General features: G+C 69.3%; 17 protein-coding genes and 1 pseudogene. 12 read left to right on the top strand and 6 right to left on the bottom strand.

The window, feature by feature from the left end:
• Positions 1–75 precede the first annotated feature (75 nt).
• Positions 76–705 (top strand): uracil phosphoribosyltransferase, encoded by a 630-nt coding sequence (gene upp / locus ACFE87_RS00670; protein WP_375457661.1) that lies wholly within the window; start codon positions 76–78, stop codon positions 703–705.
• Positions 706–716: 11 nt separating this feature from the next.
• Entirely contained in the window at positions 717–1,601 is an 885-nt protein-coding gene (locus tag ACFE87_RS00665) for a 2-dehydro-3-deoxygalactonokinase (RefSeq protein ID WP_375457660.1), read from the top strand.
• Between the two features lie 19 nt (positions 1,602–1,620).
• On the opposite strand, the gene ACFE87_RS00660 is transcribed toward ACFE87_RS00665, so the two are convergent.
• Positions 1,621–2,838, bottom strand: a complete 1,218-nt coding sequence (locus ACFE87_RS00660; RefSeq protein WP_375457659.1) for a deoxyguanosinetriphosphate triphosphohydrolase — start codon at positions 2,836–2,838, stop codon at positions 1,621–1,623.
• 97 nt (positions 2,839–2,935) lie between these two features.
• Here ACFE87_RS00660 and ACFE87_RS00655 point away from each other — a divergent pair, with 97 nt between their 5' ends.
• Positions 2,936–3,319 carry a HesB/IscA family protein gene (locus ACFE87_RS00655; protein WP_375457658.1) on the top strand — a complete coding sequence of 128 codons (384 nt, stop codon included), beginning with the start codon at positions 2,936–2,938 and terminating at the stop codon, positions 3,317–3,319.
• Between the two features lie 47 nt (positions 3,320–3,366).
• Positions 3,367–5,178: a hypothetical protein gene (locus ACFE87_RS00650; protein WP_375457657.1), complete on the top strand. Its 1,812-nt coding sequence runs from the start codon at positions 3,367–3,369 to the stop codon at positions 5,176–5,178.
• A gap of 1 nt (position 5,179) precedes the next feature.
• On the opposite strand, the gene ACFE87_RS00645 is transcribed toward ACFE87_RS00650, so the two are convergent.
• Complete coding sequence (locus ACFE87_RS00645; RefSeq protein ID WP_375457656.1) at positions 5,180–7,489, bottom strand: NADP-dependent malic enzyme; 2,310 nt, start codon at positions 7,487–7,489, stop codon at positions 5,180–5,182.
• A 36-nt stretch (positions 7,490–7,525) separates the two neighbouring features.
• Between ACFE87_RS00645 and ACFE87_RS00640 the strand changes: the two genes are divergently transcribed.
• On the top strand, positions 7,526–8,155 hold the full coding sequence (locus ACFE87_RS00640; RefSeq protein ID WP_375457655.1) for a CatB-related O-acetyltransferase: 630 nt from the start codon (positions 7,526–7,528) through the stop codon (positions 8,153–8,155).
• Here ACFE87_RS00640 and ACFE87_RS00635 read toward each other — a convergent pair.
• Positions 8,150–9,070, bottom strand: coding sequence for a glycosyltransferase family 2 protein (locus tag ACFE87_RS00635; protein ID WP_375457654.1), 921 nt, complete (start codon positions 9,068–9,070; stop codon positions 8,150–8,152). The two genes, ACFE87_RS00640 and ACFE87_RS00635, sit on opposite strands and share 6 nt — an antisense overlap.
• A gap of 180 nt (positions 9,071–9,250) precedes the next feature.
• Here ACFE87_RS00635 and ACFE87_RS00630 point away from each other — a divergent pair, with 180 nt between their 5' ends.
• The 4 genes from ACFE87_RS00630 to ACFE87_RS00615 are packed head-to-tail and all read left to right on the top strand — an operon-like array spanning position 9,251 to position 11,489.
• The gene (locus tag ACFE87_RS00630) at positions 9,251–9,583 is read left to right on the top strand and encodes a hypothetical protein (protein ID WP_375457653.1); all 333 of its coding nucleotides are present in this window, start codon (positions 9,251–9,253) and stop codon (positions 9,581–9,583) included.
• A gap of 26 nt (positions 9,584–9,609) precedes the next feature.
• Positions 9,610–10,167, top strand: coding sequence for a Uma2 family endonuclease (locus tag ACFE87_RS00625; RefSeq protein WP_375457817.1), 558 nt, complete (start codon positions 9,610–9,612; stop codon positions 10,165–10,167).
• The gene (locus tag ACFE87_RS00620) at positions 10,164–11,306 is read left to right on the top strand and encodes an isobutyryl-CoA dehydrogenase (RefSeq protein WP_375457652.1); all 1,143 of its coding nucleotides are present in this window, start codon (positions 10,164–10,166) and stop codon (positions 11,304–11,306) included. The genes ACFE87_RS00625 and ACFE87_RS00620 overlap by 4 nt, the downstream gene beginning before the upstream one ends.
• Before the next feature lie 36 nt (positions 11,307–11,342).
• Entirely contained in the window at positions 11,343–11,489 is a 147-nt protein-coding gene (locus ACFE87_RS00615) for a hypothetical protein (RefSeq protein WP_375457651.1), read from the top strand.
• Positions 11,490–11,668: 179 nt separating this feature from the next.
• Here the strand turns inward: ACFE87_RS00615 and ACFE87_RS00610 are convergent, their stop codons facing one another.
• From ACFE87_RS00610 to ACFE87_RS00600, 3 genes and pseudogenes are all read right to left on the bottom strand, one after another.
• On the bottom strand, positions 11,669–11,881 hold the full coding sequence (locus ACFE87_RS00610) for a KTSC domain-containing protein (protein ID WP_375457816.1): 213 nt from the start codon (positions 11,879–11,881) through the stop codon (positions 11,669–11,671).
• A gap of 27 nt (positions 11,882–11,908) precedes the next feature.
• Positions 11,909–12,187: pseudogene (locus ACFE87_RS00605) on the bottom strand (HigA family addiction module antitoxin); the annotation flags it as partial.
• Positions 12,162–12,440 carry a type II toxin-antitoxin system RelE/ParE family toxin gene (locus tag ACFE87_RS00600; RefSeq protein WP_375457650.1) on the bottom strand — a complete coding sequence of 93 codons (279 nt, stop codon included), beginning with the start codon at positions 12,438–12,440 and terminating at the stop codon, positions 12,162–12,164. The gene ACFE87_RS00600 and the pseudogene ACFE87_RS00605, both read right to left, overlap by 26 nt.
• A gap of 68 nt (positions 12,441–12,508) precedes the next feature.
• On the opposite strand from ACFE87_RS00600, the gene mmsB reads away from it, so the two are divergent.
• From mmsB to ACFE87_RS00585, 3 genes are all read left to right on the top strand, one after another.
• Entirely contained in the window at positions 12,509–13,399 is an 891-nt protein-coding gene (gene mmsB / locus ACFE87_RS00595; RefSeq protein WP_375457649.1) for a 3-hydroxyisobutyrate dehydrogenase, read from the top strand.
• A gap of 261 nt (positions 13,400–13,660) precedes the next feature.
• Complete coding sequence (locus ACFE87_RS00590) at positions 13,661–14,872, top strand: peptide ABC transporter permease (RefSeq protein WP_375457648.1); 1,212 nt, start codon at positions 13,661–13,663, stop codon at positions 14,870–14,872.
• A complete protein-coding gene (locus ACFE87_RS00585; protein WP_375457647.1) occupies positions 14,869–16,110 on the top strand; it encodes a M20/M25/M40 family metallo-hydrolase in 1,242 nt (413 codons plus the stop codon). Before ACFE87_RS00590 ends, ACFE87_RS00585 begins: the two co-directional genes overlap by 4 nt.
• Positions 16,111–16,315: the final 205 nt, after the last annotated feature.

The raw sequence follows: 16,315 nt of genomic DNA, 5'->3' as shown, positions 1-16,315 counted from the left end.
TGAGGCCGGAGCCGCTTGCCGGAGAGCGGGCGGCCGGTTCACATGGCTCTCCCAGGCACGAAAGTTTGCGCATCCATGCAAGGCGTGACGGTCGTCGATCACCCGCTCGTCCAGCACAAGCTGACCCTGATGCGGGACAAGACCCGGTCGACCAAGGGATTCCGGCAGCTCCTGAACGAGATCGGGATGCTGCTTCTCTACGAGGTGACGCGGGACCTTCCGCTCGAGACGGTCGCGATCGAGACGCCGCTGACGCCGATGCAGGCTCCCCAACTCGCCGGTAAGAAGCTGGTGCTGGCCCCGATCCTGAGAGCGGGCGTGGGCTTCCTCGACGGCATGCTGGAGCTCGTGCCCTCGGCGCGCGTCGCCCATATCGGCCTCTACCGCGACCCGGAGACCCTGTCGGCCGTCGAATACTATTTCAAGGCGCCGTCCGACCTCGAGGACCGGCTCGTCCTCGTCCTCGACCCGATGCTGGCCACCGCGAATTCCGCCATCGCGGCGGTGGACCGCCTGAAGGAGCGGGGCGCGCGCGAGCTTCGCGTCGTCTGCCTTCTGGCCGCGCCGGAGGGCATCGCCAATTTCCGCGCCATGCACCCGGAGGTGCCGATCTGGACCGCCGCGATCGACGAACGACTCGACGAGCACGGCTATATCGTCCCGGGCCTCGGCGACGCCGGGGACCGCATGTTCGGCACCCGCTGAGGCCCGGCCCGATGCGTTTCGTCGCCGTCGATTGGGGTACCAGCCGGCTCCGGGCGCTGCTGGTCGAGGATGACCAGGTCCTGGCCCGGGCCGCCTCCGAGGACGGCATCTCCCGGCTCCGCGCCGGCGAGCACGCGGCCGCCTTCGAGCGGGTCTGCGGCCCGTGGCTCGTGGTGGAGCCCGGGCTTCCGGTCATCATGGCCGGGATGGTCGGGAGCCGCGAAGGCTGGTTCCCCGCGCCTTATGCCGCTTGCCCGGCCGGCGCGGCGGAGATCGCGGCCGGGGCGATCGAGGTCGATCTCGGTTCGGGCCGAGCCGGGCTGATCGTGCCGGGCGTCTCGGACGAGCGCGACGGCGGCATCGACGTGATGCGAGGAGAGGAGACGCATCTCTTCGGCTCGGGCGTGCGCGACGGGCTCATCTGCCTGCCCGGGACGCATTGCAAATGGGCCGAGATGCGGGACGGCCGCATCGCCCGGTTCGCGACATTCATGACGGGCGAGATGCATGCGCTCCTGCGCGAGCATTCGATGATCGGCAGGCCCGCGACGGAGCCGTCCGACCCGGCCGGCTTCGCGCTCGGCCTCGAGGCGGTCACACATGCGGAGGGTGCACGCTCGCTCCTGAACCACCTCTTCCGCGCCCGAGCTGCGACCGTCACGGGGCGGCTCGCACCCGCCGCGCTCGGGCCCTACCTGTCGGGCCTCCTCACCGGCGACGAGGTGGCAGGAGCGCTCCGGCTTTTCGGCACGCCGACGCGCGTCACGATCGTGGCGGACCGGCCCCGGGCCGACCTCTATGTCGAGGCGCTGGGGCGGCGCGGCATCGCGGCCGACATCGTCGGGCAGGAGCCGACGCTGCTCGCCGGCCTCGGCCGCATCCTGGCCGCCCGCTAGAAGACCCGCCCGGCGAAGCTCACGCGAGCCGCAGGTCGGGCGTTCGGTCAAAGAGCCGGCGATGTTCGAGGATCGCGTAACGGTCGGTCATGCCGGCGATGTAGTCGGCGGCGCGCCGGGCGAGCTTCGCCTCGTCCCCGACATCGAGGTCCTGGCGCCAGGCATCCGGAAGCGTGGCGGGCTCCCGGACGTAACGGGCGAAGAGATCGCGGATGATGCTCTCCGCATCGCGCCGGACCGCGAGAAGGCGCTCGTGGCGGTAGAGTTTCGGAAACAGGAAGGCCTTTATGGAACGGTCCGCCTCAGCTACGGGCTCCGAGAAGCCGACGACGCTGTGCCCCGCCGCCCTGATGCCCTCCGCCGAGTCGGGCGCGAGCGCCGCGAGCCGGCGCTCACTCTCCCCGACCACATCCTCGACGAGGCGCGTGATGACCCGCCGGGTCAGTTCATGCACCCGCTTCGAGCGGCGCAGGCCCGGATGGCGGGTGTCGATCTCGGCGAGGAGCCCGGCCAGGAACGGTACTTCGGCCACCTCGTCGACGTCGAGAATGCCGGCCCTCAGCCCGTCATCGAGGTCGTGGGCATCGTAGGCGATGTCGTCGGCGATCGCGGCGGCCTGGGCTTCGCCCGAGGCGTGGAGGTCGAGCCGGAGGGGTTGGTCGCGATCGTAGTCCAGGATCGCGGCCGGAACGCCCCGGTCCCGGTAGCGCCCGGTCGGCTGGCCGGCCCCGTCGAGGAGCGGGCCGTTATGCTTCACAAGCCCTTCGAGCGTCTCCCAGGTGAGGTTCAGCCCGGCGAAATCGGCGTAGCGGTCCTCGAGCCGGGTCACGAGCCGGAAGGCCTGCGCGTTGTGGTCGAAGCCGCCGAAGCGAGCGAGACAGGCGTCGAGAGCGTCCTCGCCCGTATGGCCGAAGGGCGTGTGCCCGAGGTCGTGCGACAGGGCCAGCGCCTCGGCCAAGTCCTCGTCGAGGCCGAGCGAGCGGGCGAGCGCCCGGGCGATCTGCGCGACCTCCAGCGTGTGGGTCAGCCGCGTGCGCACATGGTCGCCTTCGTGGAAGACGAAGACCTGCGTCTTGTGCATGAGACGTCGGAAGGCGGTCGAGTGGATGACCCGGTCGCGGTCGCGTTGGAACTCGCTCCGCGTCGGCGAGCCCGGCTCCGGATGGAGCCGGCCGCGGCTCCGCCCCGGATCGCAGGCCCATGGCGCCCGCCAGCGCTCTCCGGGTCTCGCCATCATGGGCCGCGGCCTATCCACTCGTCGGCAGCGCCGGCGGGTTGCGGCGCAACACCGGGCGGCTTACCTTCCGGGTAGGTCAACCGGCAAGCTCCTCGCCATGCAAGCCTCTTCTTCCACGCAGGGTCCCGCCTCTCCCTCGGCCGTCGTTCCGGGCTCGCCGGGCGTCGCGATCACGGATCGGGCTGCCCATCGGATCAGCGAGATCCTGGCTTCGGAACCGGCAGGATCGATGCTCCGCATCAGCGTCAACGGCGGCGGCTGCTCCGGCTTCCAATATGGCTTCGATGTCGATGCGACGCGGGGTGACGACGACCTGCTGATCGAGCAGAATGGCGCCGCAATCCTGATCGACGAGACCTCGCTCGAGTATCTGAAAGGCTCGACCGTGGATTTCGTGGACGATCTGATCGGCCAGGCTTTCCGGATCGACAACCCCCAGGCGGTCGCGTCCTGCGGCTGCGGAACCTCCTTCTCTCTCTGACGCACGACACGGCAGCCGATCGGCCCGGCGTCGACGAGGTGCTTTCGATGCCTGTACACACCGTGTCCGGTTGGCGCGCGCTCGCGGCAGCTCTCGTCATCGGGACGGGGCCGGTCGGAGCGGGCGCGATGCTCTCGCTCGTCGCCTCACCCGCAGCCGCTCAGGCTGCCGATGTGGTCCTGGACGACCTCCGACTGGACCTCGGCCAGATCACCTACCGGGCGGCCCGCGCGGAGTTTCGCGGTACGCCTCTCAGCAAGGCTGAACTGACGAGCCTTCTCGACCCGGCTTCTCCCGAGGCGCTCGCCGTGAGGGTCGCCCGGCTGCAAGCGGCCGAGATCGCGATCCCCGAGATCACCTCGGAGGTCGCCACCCCGCACGGGCCGCAGGTGACGCGTTATCGCGACGTCCTGTTCACGAACGTGGCGGCAGGCAGGATCGCCTCGGTCGCAGCCGCGGGCGGCACGATCGAGGCGCGCGGGCCGGACGGCCTGTCGACCGGCACCTTCGGGCGGTTCGCCCTCCAGAATCTCGATCTCGGCCTCGCGGTCTCCCTGATGACGGAGAAGGCGACCTCCGCAACCCCGGCGATGAAGCCCCTCTACGGCAGCTTCTCGATCGAGATGCTGCGCCTCGTCGATGCCGGCGGCACGACGACCACGGTCGGCCGCATCTTCGGCCGCGATCTCTCGGCCCGCCCGACCGCGGAAGGCTGGCTCGGCAGCCTCAACATCCTGGGTGCCAACCCGGACCTCAAGAAGGCCTCGCCCGAAGATCGGAAACGCGGCTTCGAGGCCATGGCCGACCTGTTCGGCGCCTTCGAGCTCGGGGCCATGGAGGCGGTCGAGGTCGCGTTCGGGGGAAAGGACCCGAATTCGGGGTCGGGCCGCATCGCCCGGATCGGCTTCAAGGGAGGCACCGCGTCCCAACCCGCCGACATCGCGATCGACGGGTTCGAGGCCGGCTCGAACGACGGCAGCGTCCGCTTCGCTTCGCTCTCCTTCGGCGGGTTCTCGCTCCAGCCGATGCTGGACGGGCTGCGCGGCCTCGGCGCTACCACGCCTGACGAGATGTCGCCCGCGCAGATGCGCAAGCTGTTCCCGATCGTCGGCCGGACCCGGCTCTCCCAGCTCGAGGTCGACCTTCCGTCCGGCGACATGCCTCGCCTGTCCGGCCCGTCGCCCAGGATGAAGATCGCGCTCGCCGACGCCGAGATGGTGGCCGACAAGGCGGTCGAAGGCATCCCGAGCGACCTCCGCTTCTCGCTCCGCAATCTCACCTTTCCGATCGCGGCCAATCCCGACAATGACGGCCTGAAGCAGCTCGCCGGGCTCGGCTACGACCGCTTCGACGCGTCCGCGACCGCGAATATCGGGTGGAACGAGGCCGGCCAGGAACTCATGCTGCGCGAGATTTCGGTCGACGGAGCCTCGATGGGCAGCGCCGTCATCCGCGGCATCGTCGGAAACGCGACCCGCGACCTGTTCAATCCGGACAGCGCGATCGCGTCGGTGGCCCTCCTCGGGGCGACCGGAAAGTCGGCCGAGGTCACGCTCGAGAACCGGGGCCTGTTCGAGCGCATCATCGCCCGCGAGGCGCGCCGGCAGAAGCGTGCCGCCGAGGACATCCGGCGCGAATACGGCATGGCGGCCGCAGTCGGCATCCCGGCCATCCTGGGCAATTCGGCGGGCGCGAAAACGCTCGCCCAGGCCGTCGCCCGCTTCGTCGCGAAGCCCGGCAAATTGACGATCCGGGCCCGCGCGAAACAGGCCGCCGGGTTCGGCGTCGCGGACTTTTCCGCCCGGCCGGATCCGGGCTCCGTGCTCGAGGCGCTCGAGATCAGCGCCGTCGCGGAATAGGTCAGATCGCGTAGGGCGGAGCTTCGCGCTCGAGTCCCGACTGCGCTTCGACCACGGCGACGGCCGTCATGTTGACGATGCCCCGGGCGGTCACGGACGGTGTCAGGAGATGGACGGGCTTCGCCGGACCCACCAGGATCGGGCCGACCGGCAGCGCGTCCGCCAGCACCTTCACCAGCTGGAAGGCGATATTCGCGGCGTCCAGATTCGGCATGATCAGCAGATTCGCCTCCCCTTTCAGGGCGGAGCCGGGGTGGACGCGGTCCCGGATCAGTTGCGACAGCGCGGTATCGGCCGCCATCTCCCCGTCGATCTCCAGCGCCGGCGCCCGCTCGCGCACCAGGGCAAGGGCGTGCCGCATCTTCCGGGCGGAGGGGGAATCGGACGAGCCGAAATCCGAATGCGAGAGGAGCGCGATCTTCGGGTCCATGCCGAAGCGCCTGACGTGGCTCGCGCAGGAGATCGTCATCTCGGCGATGTCCTCGGCCGTCGGGTCCGGACGCACATGCGTGTCGGCCAGGAAATAGGCACCCTTCGAAGTGACGAGCAGGCTCATCGCCGCGATCTCGTGCAGGCCGGGCGCGAGGCCGATGATGTCCGAGATGTGGCGGAGATTGGACCGGAAGCGCCCCTCCAGGCCGCACAGGAGCGCGTCGCCGTCGCCGCGCTGCAGGGCGAGCGCGCCGATGACGGTGGCGTTGGTGCGGACGAGGGTCCGGGCCGCGTCGGGCGTGATGCCTTTCCGGCCGGCCACCTCGACGAAGGTCGCGACATAGTCGCGGTAGCGCGGGTCGTCCTCGGGATTGGTGAGGTCGAAATCGCGGCCCGGCACCATCGACAGGCCGAACCTCTTGAGGCGTGCCTCGACCACGGCCGGTCGTCCGATCAGGATCGGGCGGGCGATCCGCTCCTCGATGACCACCTGCACGGCCCGCAGCACGCGCTCGTCTTCGCCCTCCGCATAGACGACCCTTTTCGGGGCGGCTTTCGCGGCGGTGAACAGCGGCTTCATGACGAAGCCGGATCGGAACACGAAGCGACCGAGCGATTCGGCATAGGCCTCGAGATCGGCGACCGGTCGCCGGGCGACGCCCGAATCCATCGCGGCCTTCGCCACCGCCGGCGCGATGCGCAGGATCAGGCGCGGATCGAAAGGGCTCGGGATCAGCGAATCCGGCCCGAACGGCCGCGCCTCGCCGCCATAGGCCCGCGCCACGACGTCGGACGGGGCCTCACGGGCAAGCGCCGCGATGGCCCGGACGGCCGCGGCCTTCATCGCCTCGTTGATGGTGGAGGCGCCCACATCGAGCGCGCCCCGGAAGATGTAGGGGAAGCAGAGGACGTTGTTGACCTGGTTCGGAAAGTCCGACCGCCCCGTGCAGATGAGGGCGTCGGGCCGCGCCTCGCGGGCCAGCTCCGGCATGATCTCGGGCGTCGGGTTGGCGAGCGCCATGATCAGCGGGTTCGGCGCCATTCGTTTCAGCATCTCGGGCTTGATCACGCCCGCGGCCGAGAGGCCGATGACGACGTCGGCCCCCTCGATCACCTCGGACAGGGTGCGCTTGTCGGTCGGCTGCGCGTAGACGGACTTCCACTTGTCCATGAGGACGTTGCGGCCTTCCCAGACGACCCCCTCGATATCCGTGACCCAGATATGTTCGCGCGGGACGCCCATCGTCACGAGGAGGTTCAGGGTCGCGAGCGCCGCCGCGCCGGCCCCGGAGGTCACGATCTTCACCTGATCGAGCCGCTTGCCGCCGAGTTCGAGCGCATTGAGGACGGCCGCCGCGACGATGATCGCGGTGCCGTGCTGGTCGTCGTGGAAGACCGGGATCTGCATCCGGGCCTTCAGGCGATCCTCGACGTCGAAACATTCCGGCGCCTTGATGTCCTCGAGATTGATGCCCCCGAAGGTGGGTTCAAGCGCGGCCACGACCTCGACCAGCCGGTCGACCTCGTTCGCGTCGACCTCGATGTCGAAGACGTCGATGCCGGCGAATTTCTTGAAGAGGACCGCCTTGCCCTCCATCACGGGTTTCGAGGCGAGCGGACCGATATTGCCGAGGCCGAGCACCGCCGTGCCGTTCGTCACGACGGCGACGAGGTTCTGGCGAATGGTGAGGTTTGCGGCTTCCGCCGGGTCGGCCGCGATCGCCTCGCAGGCGATGGCGACGCCCGGCGTATAGGCCAGCGCGAGGTCGCGCTGGTTGCCGAGCGGCTTCGTGGGCTGGATCTCGAGTTTCCCCGGCCGCGGATTGCGATGGTAGAAGAGCGCGCCGCTCCTCAGGTCGTCCGAGACGCCGTCCGCCATGCTGCTCCGTTCCCGCTCATGCCTGCGCGCGATGCGATGAGGCTTGTCCACCGCCTCCGCAACTGGAGCAACCCGCATAACGCGACCCGACTTCATCTCGCGGCTCTCTCCCGCCGATATGGCTTCGCGGTCGGGGAGCATTCCTACGGCCGTCCCAAGATCCGATTCCCGGAATCCGGCAGGGCGCTCACGATCGGCCGCTTCTGCTCCTTCGCCGACCGGGTCGAGATCCTGCTCGGCGGAAATCACCGTACCGATTGGGCGACGACCTTCCCGTTCGGGGCCTTCCCGGAGGTCTGGCCCGGTTCGGAGGCACTCGGCTCGGGCTATCACGGCTCGCGCGGTGACGTCGCGATCGGCTCGGACGTCTGGATCGGGTCCGGCGCGATGATCCTGTCGGGCGTCACGATCGGCCATGGCGCCGTCGTCGCGGCCCGGGCCGTCGTCGCCCGCGATGTGCCGGCCTACGGGATCGTCGCCGGCAACCCCGCGCGCCTGATCCGCCGCCGCTTCGATGACGAGATGGTCGTGGCGCTCATCGATACGGCCTGGTGGAGCCTGCCCGATGCCGAGGTCGCGTCCTTGATCCCGCTGCTCCAGAGCGAGCGCATCGCGGATCTCGTGGCTGCAGTCACGGCCCTGCGGGCCCGATCGAGACCGTCATGACCCGCCCGGCGGGAGGAGGCCTTCGCGCCCGAGCGCCGTTCGGCCGAGCATGAAGGCCAGCGCGCCCGCGGCCGAGCCGGCATAGCGCTCGATCAACGACGGACGAAGGGTCAGGCAGGCGAGCAGGGCTTTGGGGGCGTTCAGGGCGAACATGACGGGCGCGGAGCCGGGCAGCCCGTACTTTTCCGAGACATAGGCTCGCGACCAGGCCTGATGCCAGCGCGACCGGAAAATGCGGCCCCGGGCGGGCGCGCTCGATCGTCCTCGGCCATGCCGGGCGACCGCGTCATGGACATGGACAAGGGCTTGACCGGCATCGGCCAGCCGCCGGCAAAGGTCGTCATCCTCATAGAAGAGGAAGATGTTCTCGTCGAAGCCGCCGAGCGACAGGAACAGCTCTCGCCGGATCATGAAACAGGCGCCCGACAGGAATGGCGCGCAGGCATCGCCGTCCGGCCGGCACGGAAAACCCTCCGGGTTGGTTAGGCGGGTCGCGAGCAGCGAGCGCGGCTGGAAGAAGAAGCGGCCGTCCTCCTCTAGGATGCGAGGCGCCCACATGCCGGCATCCGGGTAGTGTTCAGTGGCCGCCAGCAGAGCCGCCACGGCGCCCTCGTCCAGCACGATGTCCGGATTGGCGATCAGCAGGAACTCCGCCGTGCTCGCTTGCGCGCCCGCATTGTTCGCGCGGCCATACCCCTCGTTGCGGGCGAGAGCGACGACCCTCGCGCCGTGCTGTCGCGCGAGGTCGGCCGAGCCGTCGCGGCTCCCATTGTCGACGACCAGCGCCGGCACGCCCTCGCGCCGGACCGCGGCGAGGCAACCGGGAAGGCGCTCCGCCGAGTGATGAGCGACGACCAGCGCTTCGAGAGGAGCCGAAGAGTCCACGAGGATCGGCTTGCCGCGAGGCGCGGGCACGTGGCAAGCCCACCCTACCTGCGACGGTGCCGGATCGAGGCGCACCTTCATCAGGTACGGCGAAAGCCGAATGGTCCAGAAGGAAGCGTTGCGATGAAGCGGGACCGCGATGACCGCCAGGATTCCTCTTGGCCGGCTGCCTCGGCGCGCGCGACCTCGAGATCGCGGACGCTTCAGGGCGTGAATCACGGGCGATTGCGGGCCTTCGCGCTGGCCCTGGCGCTCGCGTCCGGCCACCCGGCCTGGGCTGCCTGTCTCGCCCCGACCCCGCCCGATACCGCGGCACGGCCGGCCAAGCCGACCCTTCCCGCGAGGGGCCCGTGCGTGGACGCGAAACCCGGGACGGCCGGGTGTCTCGGTTGGGAATCCTACAAGTACAATGACGACGTGAAGGCCTATAACGAGCAGGTCCGGGCGTTTCAGATTGCGGCGAACGCTTACGTCGCGAAGCTGAACGACTACGTGAATGCCGGCGCACAATATGCGAGATGCGAGGTCGAGGCGCTGAAGTGACCTCCTCGCGGGGCGGAGACATCGTGATGGGAGCCGAGCCGGCACCGGCCAGGATGGATGTCGACGAGTTCCTGCGCTGGGCCGAGGATCGGCCCGGGCGCTACGAACTCGACGACGGTCTGGTGTTCGCGATGTCGCCCGAGCGGGTACGGCATGCAGAGGTCAAGGGGGCGGTTCACCAGGCGCTCAGGGCAGCTTGCGAAATGTCGGGCGCGCCCTGCCGGGCCCTTCCCGACGGCATGACGGTCAAGGTCGACCGGCAGACGGCCTACGAGCCTGACGCGCTCGTCTATTGCGGCCCGAGGCTGCCGGGCGACGCCATCGAGGTGCCGGCGCCCGTGATCGTCGTCGAGGTCCTGTCGCCTAGCACGGCGTATCGAGATGTCGGCCGAAAGCTCGCCGGCTACTTCCAGATCGCGAGCGTGCAGCATTACCTGATCGTCGATCCGGATCGCCCGGTCGTCGTCCATCACCAGCGCGGCGAAGGCGACCTGATCAGAACCCGAATTGTCACGGGCGGCATCCTGCGCCTCGATCCACCGGGGCTCGACCTCGTGGTCGCCGATCTCTGGCCTGCCGAGTGAGCCTTTTCGCACTGCCGGACGACCAGGTCGCCATCCGCGACATGGCGCGCGATTTCGCGGCCGAGAAGATTGCGCCCTCCGCCCTGCATTGGGACGAGCACAAGATCTTCCCCGTCGACGTGATGCGCGAGGCGGCCGCGCTCGGCATGGGCGGCGTCTACGTCAGTGAGGATGTCGGCGGCTCGGGCCTGTCGCGGCTGGACGCGGCGCTGATCTTCGAGGCGCTCGCGACCGGCTGCCCGACCGTCTCGGCCTATCTCTCGATCCACAACATGTCGGCCTGGATGATCGATCGCTACGGGTCCGAGGAGCAGCGCCGTCGCTGGCTGCCGGCTCTCTGCACGATGGAGCTTCTCGCCTCCTATTGCCTGACCGAGCCAGGGTCAGGCTCGGACGCGGCGGCGCTCCGGACCACCGCGAAGCGCGACGGCGACGATTACGTGCTCAACGGCGCGAAACAGTTCATCTCGGGGGCCGGCGCGGGCGACCTCTACATGGTCATGGTCCGGACTGGCGAGGACGGCCCCAAGGGCATCTCGACGCTCGTCGTGCTGGGCAACACGCCCGGCCTGTCGCACGGGCCGAACGAGCGCAAGATGGGCTGGAACGCGCAGCCCACGCGCCAGGTCATCTTCGAGGATTGCCGAGTGCCGGTCGCGAACCGGCTCGGCGAGGAGGGGATCGGCTTCCGCATCGCGATGGCCGGGCTCGACGGGGGCCGGCTGAATATCGGCGCCTGCTCGCTCGGCGGTGCGCAGGCGGCGCTCGACAAGACGCTGGCCTACATGCGCGAGCGAAAAGCCTTCGGGCAGCGGCTCGACGCCTTCCAGGCGCTGCAATTCCGCTTGGCCGACATGGCGACCGAACTCGAGGCGGCCCGCGTCTTCCTCTATGCGGCGGCGGCCGGCTACGACCGCGGCGACCCGGACGCAACGCAACGCTGCGCCATGGCCAAGCGCTTCGCGACCGACATCGGCTTCCAAGTCGCGAACGACGCCCTTCAGCTGCATGGCGGCTACGGCTACCTCTCCGAATACGGCATCGAGAAGATCGTTCGAGACCTGCGCGTGCACCAGATCCTGGAGGGCACGAACGAGATCATGCGGGTGATCATCGCGCGAGGTCTGGTGGGGCGGTGAGGCGGGCGTGCGGCGCCGCATCAAGAGGGTGACCCGATGACGTTCGGGATCAATCTGCGGGGCGATCTGGCGCGGCTCGACGATCGCGAGCTTTCGGATCGCCTCGAAACGGGGTTCGATGATCGTCAGACGACGTACGACAACATCAGTGATCTTTGGGGCCGTCGGAACAAGACGCTCTAGCAGAGCGGATTTGGGATACCGTTAGGCAGAGGGCCCCTCCGATCTCTGATCGGTTCGCAGCCTTCTTCTACGGAGGCCTCGGAAAGAAGAGCCTCGCACGATTGTACTTGATCGATTGCGAGATCAAGGACCTGATGGACGAGGGAGAGCGACGGATCACGCGGCGAGATGGAGTGGAACTAGGCGGCTGACCGGGGCTTCAGCCCCGGTGGGGCATGCAGTTCGACGAATGACAGCATCCGGATGTGCTCGTTGTAGAACTTGCCCTTCGAGTCCGCAGCCAGGAGCCGCTCGTAAAGCTCGGGAGGCACGCCGGCATAGGCATAGCGCCGGCCGCTCACGAAGGTGACGACGAGGGTTTCGCGTCCGTCATACTCGACGCCCGCGATCACGCTCGACTCGACCTTGACCTTGCCGAGCCGTCGCGCGGTGCGAAGCTCGTACTCCATCTGCAGACCGAGCCAGACATCCGCACTGGTCCCGAAATAGAGGCCGAGACGAAGGGCCGTGTCGGCGGTGATCGTGCGCTCCCCCTTCACGATCCCGGCCACCCGGCTCACGGGCACCGAGATGTCGCGGGCGAGGCGGTTCAGGCTGATCCCGTGCGGCTTAAGGAAGTCCTCCAGGAGGATCTCACCCGGAGGGATCGGATCGAGCCCGTCCTCGGACTGCTCAATGATAGTCGACGATCTCGACATCCTGCGCTCCAGCCTCCGACCAGGCAAAGCAGATCCGCCACTGGTCATTGATCCCTATCGAATGCTGCCCGGCCCGATCTCCCTTCAGGGCTTCGAGCCGATTGCCGGGCGGGCTCCGAAGATCATCAAGCGAGACGGCGCGGTGCAGAAACAGGAGCTTCCGCCTCGCGGCCCGTTCGATACCCGAGAAGCGCCTGACCCGCTTGTCACCGAATAGATGCTCGGTGTCTCTGTCCGCGAAAGAGACGATCACGCCGCAAGCGTGACGCCGCCTGCCCATTCTGTCAAACGGAATGGAAGCGTCGGAGAGGAAGACAGACAATGGCCACCATCGCCTTTATCGGGCTCGGCAATATGGGCGGGCCGATGGCCGCCAACCTGGTGCGGGCCGGGCATGTGGTGAAGGGGTTCGACCTCTCTCCGGAAACGGGCCGGGCCGCAAAGGCGGACGGGGTCGCCATCGCGGATTCGGCGCGCGAGGCAGTGGCCAGGGCCGAGATCGTGGTCACCATGCTGCCGGCTGGGAAGCATGTCGTTTCGGTCTGGACGGATATCGTGCCGGCGGCGGCGCCGGGCGCGCTTCTGGTCGACTGCTCGACGATCGACGTCGAGAGCGCTCGTCGAGCTCATATCATCGCGAGCGAGGCCGGGCTGCCGGCGCTCGACGCCCCGGTGTCCGGCGGGACGGTCGGCGCCAAGGGCGCGACGCTCACCTTCATGGTCGGCGGCGCGACCGAGGCCTATTCCAGGGGCGAGCCGATCCTCGCCACGATGGGGCGGCGGGTCGTCCATTGCGGCGAGGCCGGGGCCGGTCAGGCCGCCAAGGTCTGCAACAACATGATCCTCGGCATCTCGATGATCGGCATCTCGGAGGCCTTCGTGCTCGCCGAGAAGCTCGGCCTCTCGCATCAGGCCCTGTTCGACGTCGTCTCGACCTCGTCCGGCTCCTGCTGGGCGCTGACGACCCATTGCCCGGTCCCGGGCCCGGTCCCGACCAGCGCGGCGAATAACGACTACAAGCCGGGCTTCGCGACCGACCTGATGCTGAAGGACCTGAAGCTGTCGCAGGAGGCCGCCCGGGCGACCGGAGCCGCGACGCCGGTCGGCGCGGAAGCCGCGGCGCTCTACGAGCGCTTCCAGGCCGAAGGGCATGGGGCTGAGGATTATTCGGCGATCGTTCGCTTCCTCCGCGACGGCAAGGGTGCGGGCTGACGCCGCGACGACGAGAAGTCGGATCGGGGGAGCGTGGGAGCGCCGGTCGGGCCATGCTTCGACGTCGGCGGTGCCCGAGTGACAAGAATCGTATCCGGCGAAGGTCTCGGGAAACCCTGCCTTCCTCTCGCGGATTTCACGAAACAGCGTCGTGGTCCCCGTTAATACTGTGGCGCTGTCCCTACAGCGCCGAGTTGATCCGGATGCTAGACTCGTGGCTCCGGTCTCTCTCCGGTCCCGATTCCTCGAACCCCCGTTCCGATGGCGCGCGCTCCTCAACCGATGGTCGACCCGGCCCGCGACTCGGCCTCCGTGCTGCGCCGCATCGGCTTCCTGGTCCTGCTGATCGGGCTGCCGCTCGGAGCCTACGTGTCGGCCACCGGGCTCGTCATCGTGGCTGCCATCGGCCTTTCGCTCATCACCGCGGCGGCGGCTTTCGACGGGGCCGCGCGTCCCGTCCGGGAGAGCCTCGGTCGGCTTGCCGCCTCGCCCGCCATTCTGGCGCTCGTCGTGCTTGCCGGCTGGGCGATGCTGTCCCTCGTCTGGGCGCCGGCGCCGCGATCGGGCGCGGCCCGGCTGTTCGGAACGGGCGCCGTCGCCGCCGTCGCGCTCCTCGGCTATCTCTCGCTTCCGGACCGGATGAGGTCGGCCAATCTCTACCTCGTCCCGATCGGGGCCGGCGCCGCCGCCATTGCCACCGTCGCGCTGGCGCTCGGCTTCTGGCAGGAGGGGGCCCTCGAAGAGGCAAGGCGGCTGGAGCGCGGGCTCTGCGTCCTCGTCCTCTACGCCTGGCCGGCGATCGCGTGGCTTCGCTCGCGCGGGCGGGACATCGAGGCGATCGTGCTCGCGGTCGCCGTCGCGGGCGCGGCCGCGTTCGGTCCCGACCCTCTCGCCGCACTCGCCTTCGCGGCCGGCGCGCTCGCCTATCTGGCAACCCAACTCTCGGAGCGGGTCGGCACGTCCCTGGTCGGGATCGTCTCGGCGACCCTCCTCGTGGCCGCGCCCCTCCTCCTCGTGTTCGGGCTGCCGCATGCCGGGCTTCCCGACCGGTTCACGGCCTGGGGCGCCATCATGGAGGCGTGGCGCTCCGCGATCGTGGAACAACCCTACCGACTGCTGACCGGCCATGGCTTCGGCGCCTTCCGGCGCGGGAGCGTTCCGCCTCTCGTCGGCTCGGCCTTCGGTGCGCCCGCCCTGGTGCTCTGGTACGACCTCGGGATCGTCGGCGTGGCCTCGACCGCCTTCGCGCTCTGGAGCGGCCTCCGGAGCACGCTCGGACGGTTCGGCCCGCTTCTTCCCGGCCTTGCGGCCGCCTTCACGACCGGCTTCGCGGTCGCGCTCTCCGGCATCGACCGCGGCGAGGTCTGGTGGGTCGCGGCTTTGGCCAGCGTTGCGCTCGCTTTCGTCGCGGCGGAGCGGGGCCAGTTCAGGACGAAGCGGCCGAAGGCCGTCGGGATGGGCAGTGCTGCATGAGAGAGGGCCCGGGACACCCGGCGCTGCTGGCCGCGGTGGATCGCGACGCCGCGGATGCGCTCCGATTTCTCGCGCGGCTGGTGCAGGCGCCGTCCGACAATCCAACCGGCGATTGCGCCCCCTTTGCCGAGGCCGCGGCCTTGGCGCTGGAGAATCTCGGCTTTGCCGTCGAACGCCATCCGGTGCCGGCGGACAGCGTGCGGAGGGCCGGCATGGTGTCCTGCACGAACCTCGTCGTGCGGCACAGTTTCGGCCCCGGCCCTACCATCGCGCTGAACGCCCATGGCGATGTCGTTCCGCCTGGCGAGGGCTGGATCGGCGATCCCTACGGTGCCGATATCCGCGACGGCTGGATGTATGGACGCGGCGTCGCGGTCTCGAAATCCGACATCGCGAGCTTCGCCTTCGCCCTGAAGGCTCTTCGCGACTCCGGGCTGCCGCTGCGGGGCGCGGTCGAACTCCATGTCACGGCGGACGAGGAGACCGGCGGCGAGATCGGGCCGGCCTGGCTCATCCGGGAGGGCCTGACCCGTCCCGATTACGCGATCTGCCCCGGCTTCTCCTACGAGGTGGTGACGGCCCATAACGGCTGCCTCCATCTCGAGATCACCGTCTCGGGGCGCTCCGCCCATGCGGCGCGGCCGGAGACCGGGCATGACGCGCTCCGGGCGGCGACCCGAATCCTCACGCGCCTCTATGACCATGCGGACGAACTGCGGCAGCGCCGGTCCGCGGTCCCGGGCATTGCCGGCCCGAGCTTGGTCGTCGGCCTGATCGAGGGCGGGATCAACACGAACGTGGTGCCGGACCGTGTCACGGTCCGGCTCGACCGGCGCGTGGTGCCGGACGAGGACGCGGCGGCCGCCGAACGGGCATTGCGCGACCTCGTGGCAGATGCTGCGAGCGGGCATGAAGGCATCTCGGTCGCGCTGCGCCGCATCCTCCTCGCGCGGCCCTTCGGGCCGGTAGGCGACGCGGATCGGCTCGCCCGGATCGTGTCCGGCCGGGCGAGCGAGATCATGGGCGAGGCGATCCCGACCGGCGGCGTTCCGCTCTATGCCGACGCCCGGCATTACAGCGAGGCCGGCATCCCGACCGTGATGTATGGCTGCGGCCCGCGCACCCTGCTCGACGCCAACGCACATCGGGCCGACGAGCGCATCCCGGTCGACCATCTCGCGATGGCGACCAAGGTGATCGCGCTCGCCGTCGCGGATTTGCTGTCCGGCCAGGACTGAGGGGCGGCCGCCCGTCCGGAGGCGGCCCGCGAAACACTCCTGAAACGTCCCGGGCCGGCTCGACATCGTCGGGAAACCGTCGGCCGGCATACCGGAGCCCGAACAGGCATCGGTGCGCGTGATGGTGGCCCAGGCGATCCTTCCCTCCCTCCTCGGCATCGTGGCGCCGCTGGCCGGGATCTGCTGGCTCCCGAGCCGGGGTCTC

Origin of the sequence: uncultured Enterovirga sp., assembly GCF_964242715.1 — a bacterium.
Taxonomy (GTDB): Bacteria; Pseudomonadota; Alphaproteobacteria; order Rhizobiales; family Beijerinckiaceae; genus Enterovirga.
The sequence above is the reverse complement of the archived record's forward strand: the minus strand, read 5'-3'. Positions and strand labels throughout refer to the sequence as shown.

Coding starts and splice junctions, on each gene's coding strand:
- upp (WP_375457661.1), top strand. CDS start 76: ATGCAAGGCGTGACGGTCGTCGATCACCCGCTCGTCCAGCACAAGCTG.
- ACFE87_RS00665 (WP_375457660.1), top strand. CDS start 717: ATGCGTTTCGTCGCCGTCGATTGGGGTACCAGCCGGCTCCGGGCGCTG.
- ACFE87_RS00660 (WP_375457659.1), bottom strand. CDS start 2,838: ATGATGGCGAGACCCGGAGAGCGCTGGCGGGCGCCATGGGCCTGCGAT.
- ACFE87_RS00655 (WP_375457658.1), top strand. CDS start 2,936: ATGCAAGCCTCTTCTTCCACGCAGGGTCCCGCCTCTCCCTCGGCCGTC.
- ACFE87_RS00650 (WP_375457657.1), top strand. CDS start 3,367: ATGCCTGTACACACCGTGTCCGGTTGGCGCGCGCTCGCGGCAGCTCTC.
- ACFE87_RS00645 (WP_375457656.1), bottom strand. CDS start 7,489: ATGGCGGACGGCGTCTCGGACGACCTGAGGAGCGGCGCGCTCTTCTAC.
- ACFE87_RS00640 (WP_375457655.1), top strand. CDS start 7,526: ATGAGGCTTGTCCACCGCCTCCGCAACTGGAGCAACCCGCATAACGCG.
- ACFE87_RS00625 (WP_375457817.1), top strand. CDS start 9,610: ATGGGAGCCGAGCCGGCACCGGCCAGGATGGATGTCGACGAGTTCCTG.
- ACFE87_RS00615 (WP_375457651.1), top strand. CDS start 11,343: ATGACGTTCGGGATCAATCTGCGGGGCGATCTGGCGCGGCTCGACGAT.
- mmsB (WP_375457649.1), top strand. CDS start 12,509: ATGGCCACCATCGCCTTTATCGGGCTCGGCAATATGGGCGGGCCGATG.
- ACFE87_RS00590 (WP_375457648.1), top strand. CDS start 13,661: ATGGCGCGCGCTCCTCAACCGATGGTCGACCCGGCCCGCGACTCGGCC.
- ACFE87_RS00585 (WP_375457647.1), top strand. CDS start 14,869: ATGAGAGAGGGCCCGGGACACCCGGCGCTGCTGGCCGCGGTGGATCGC.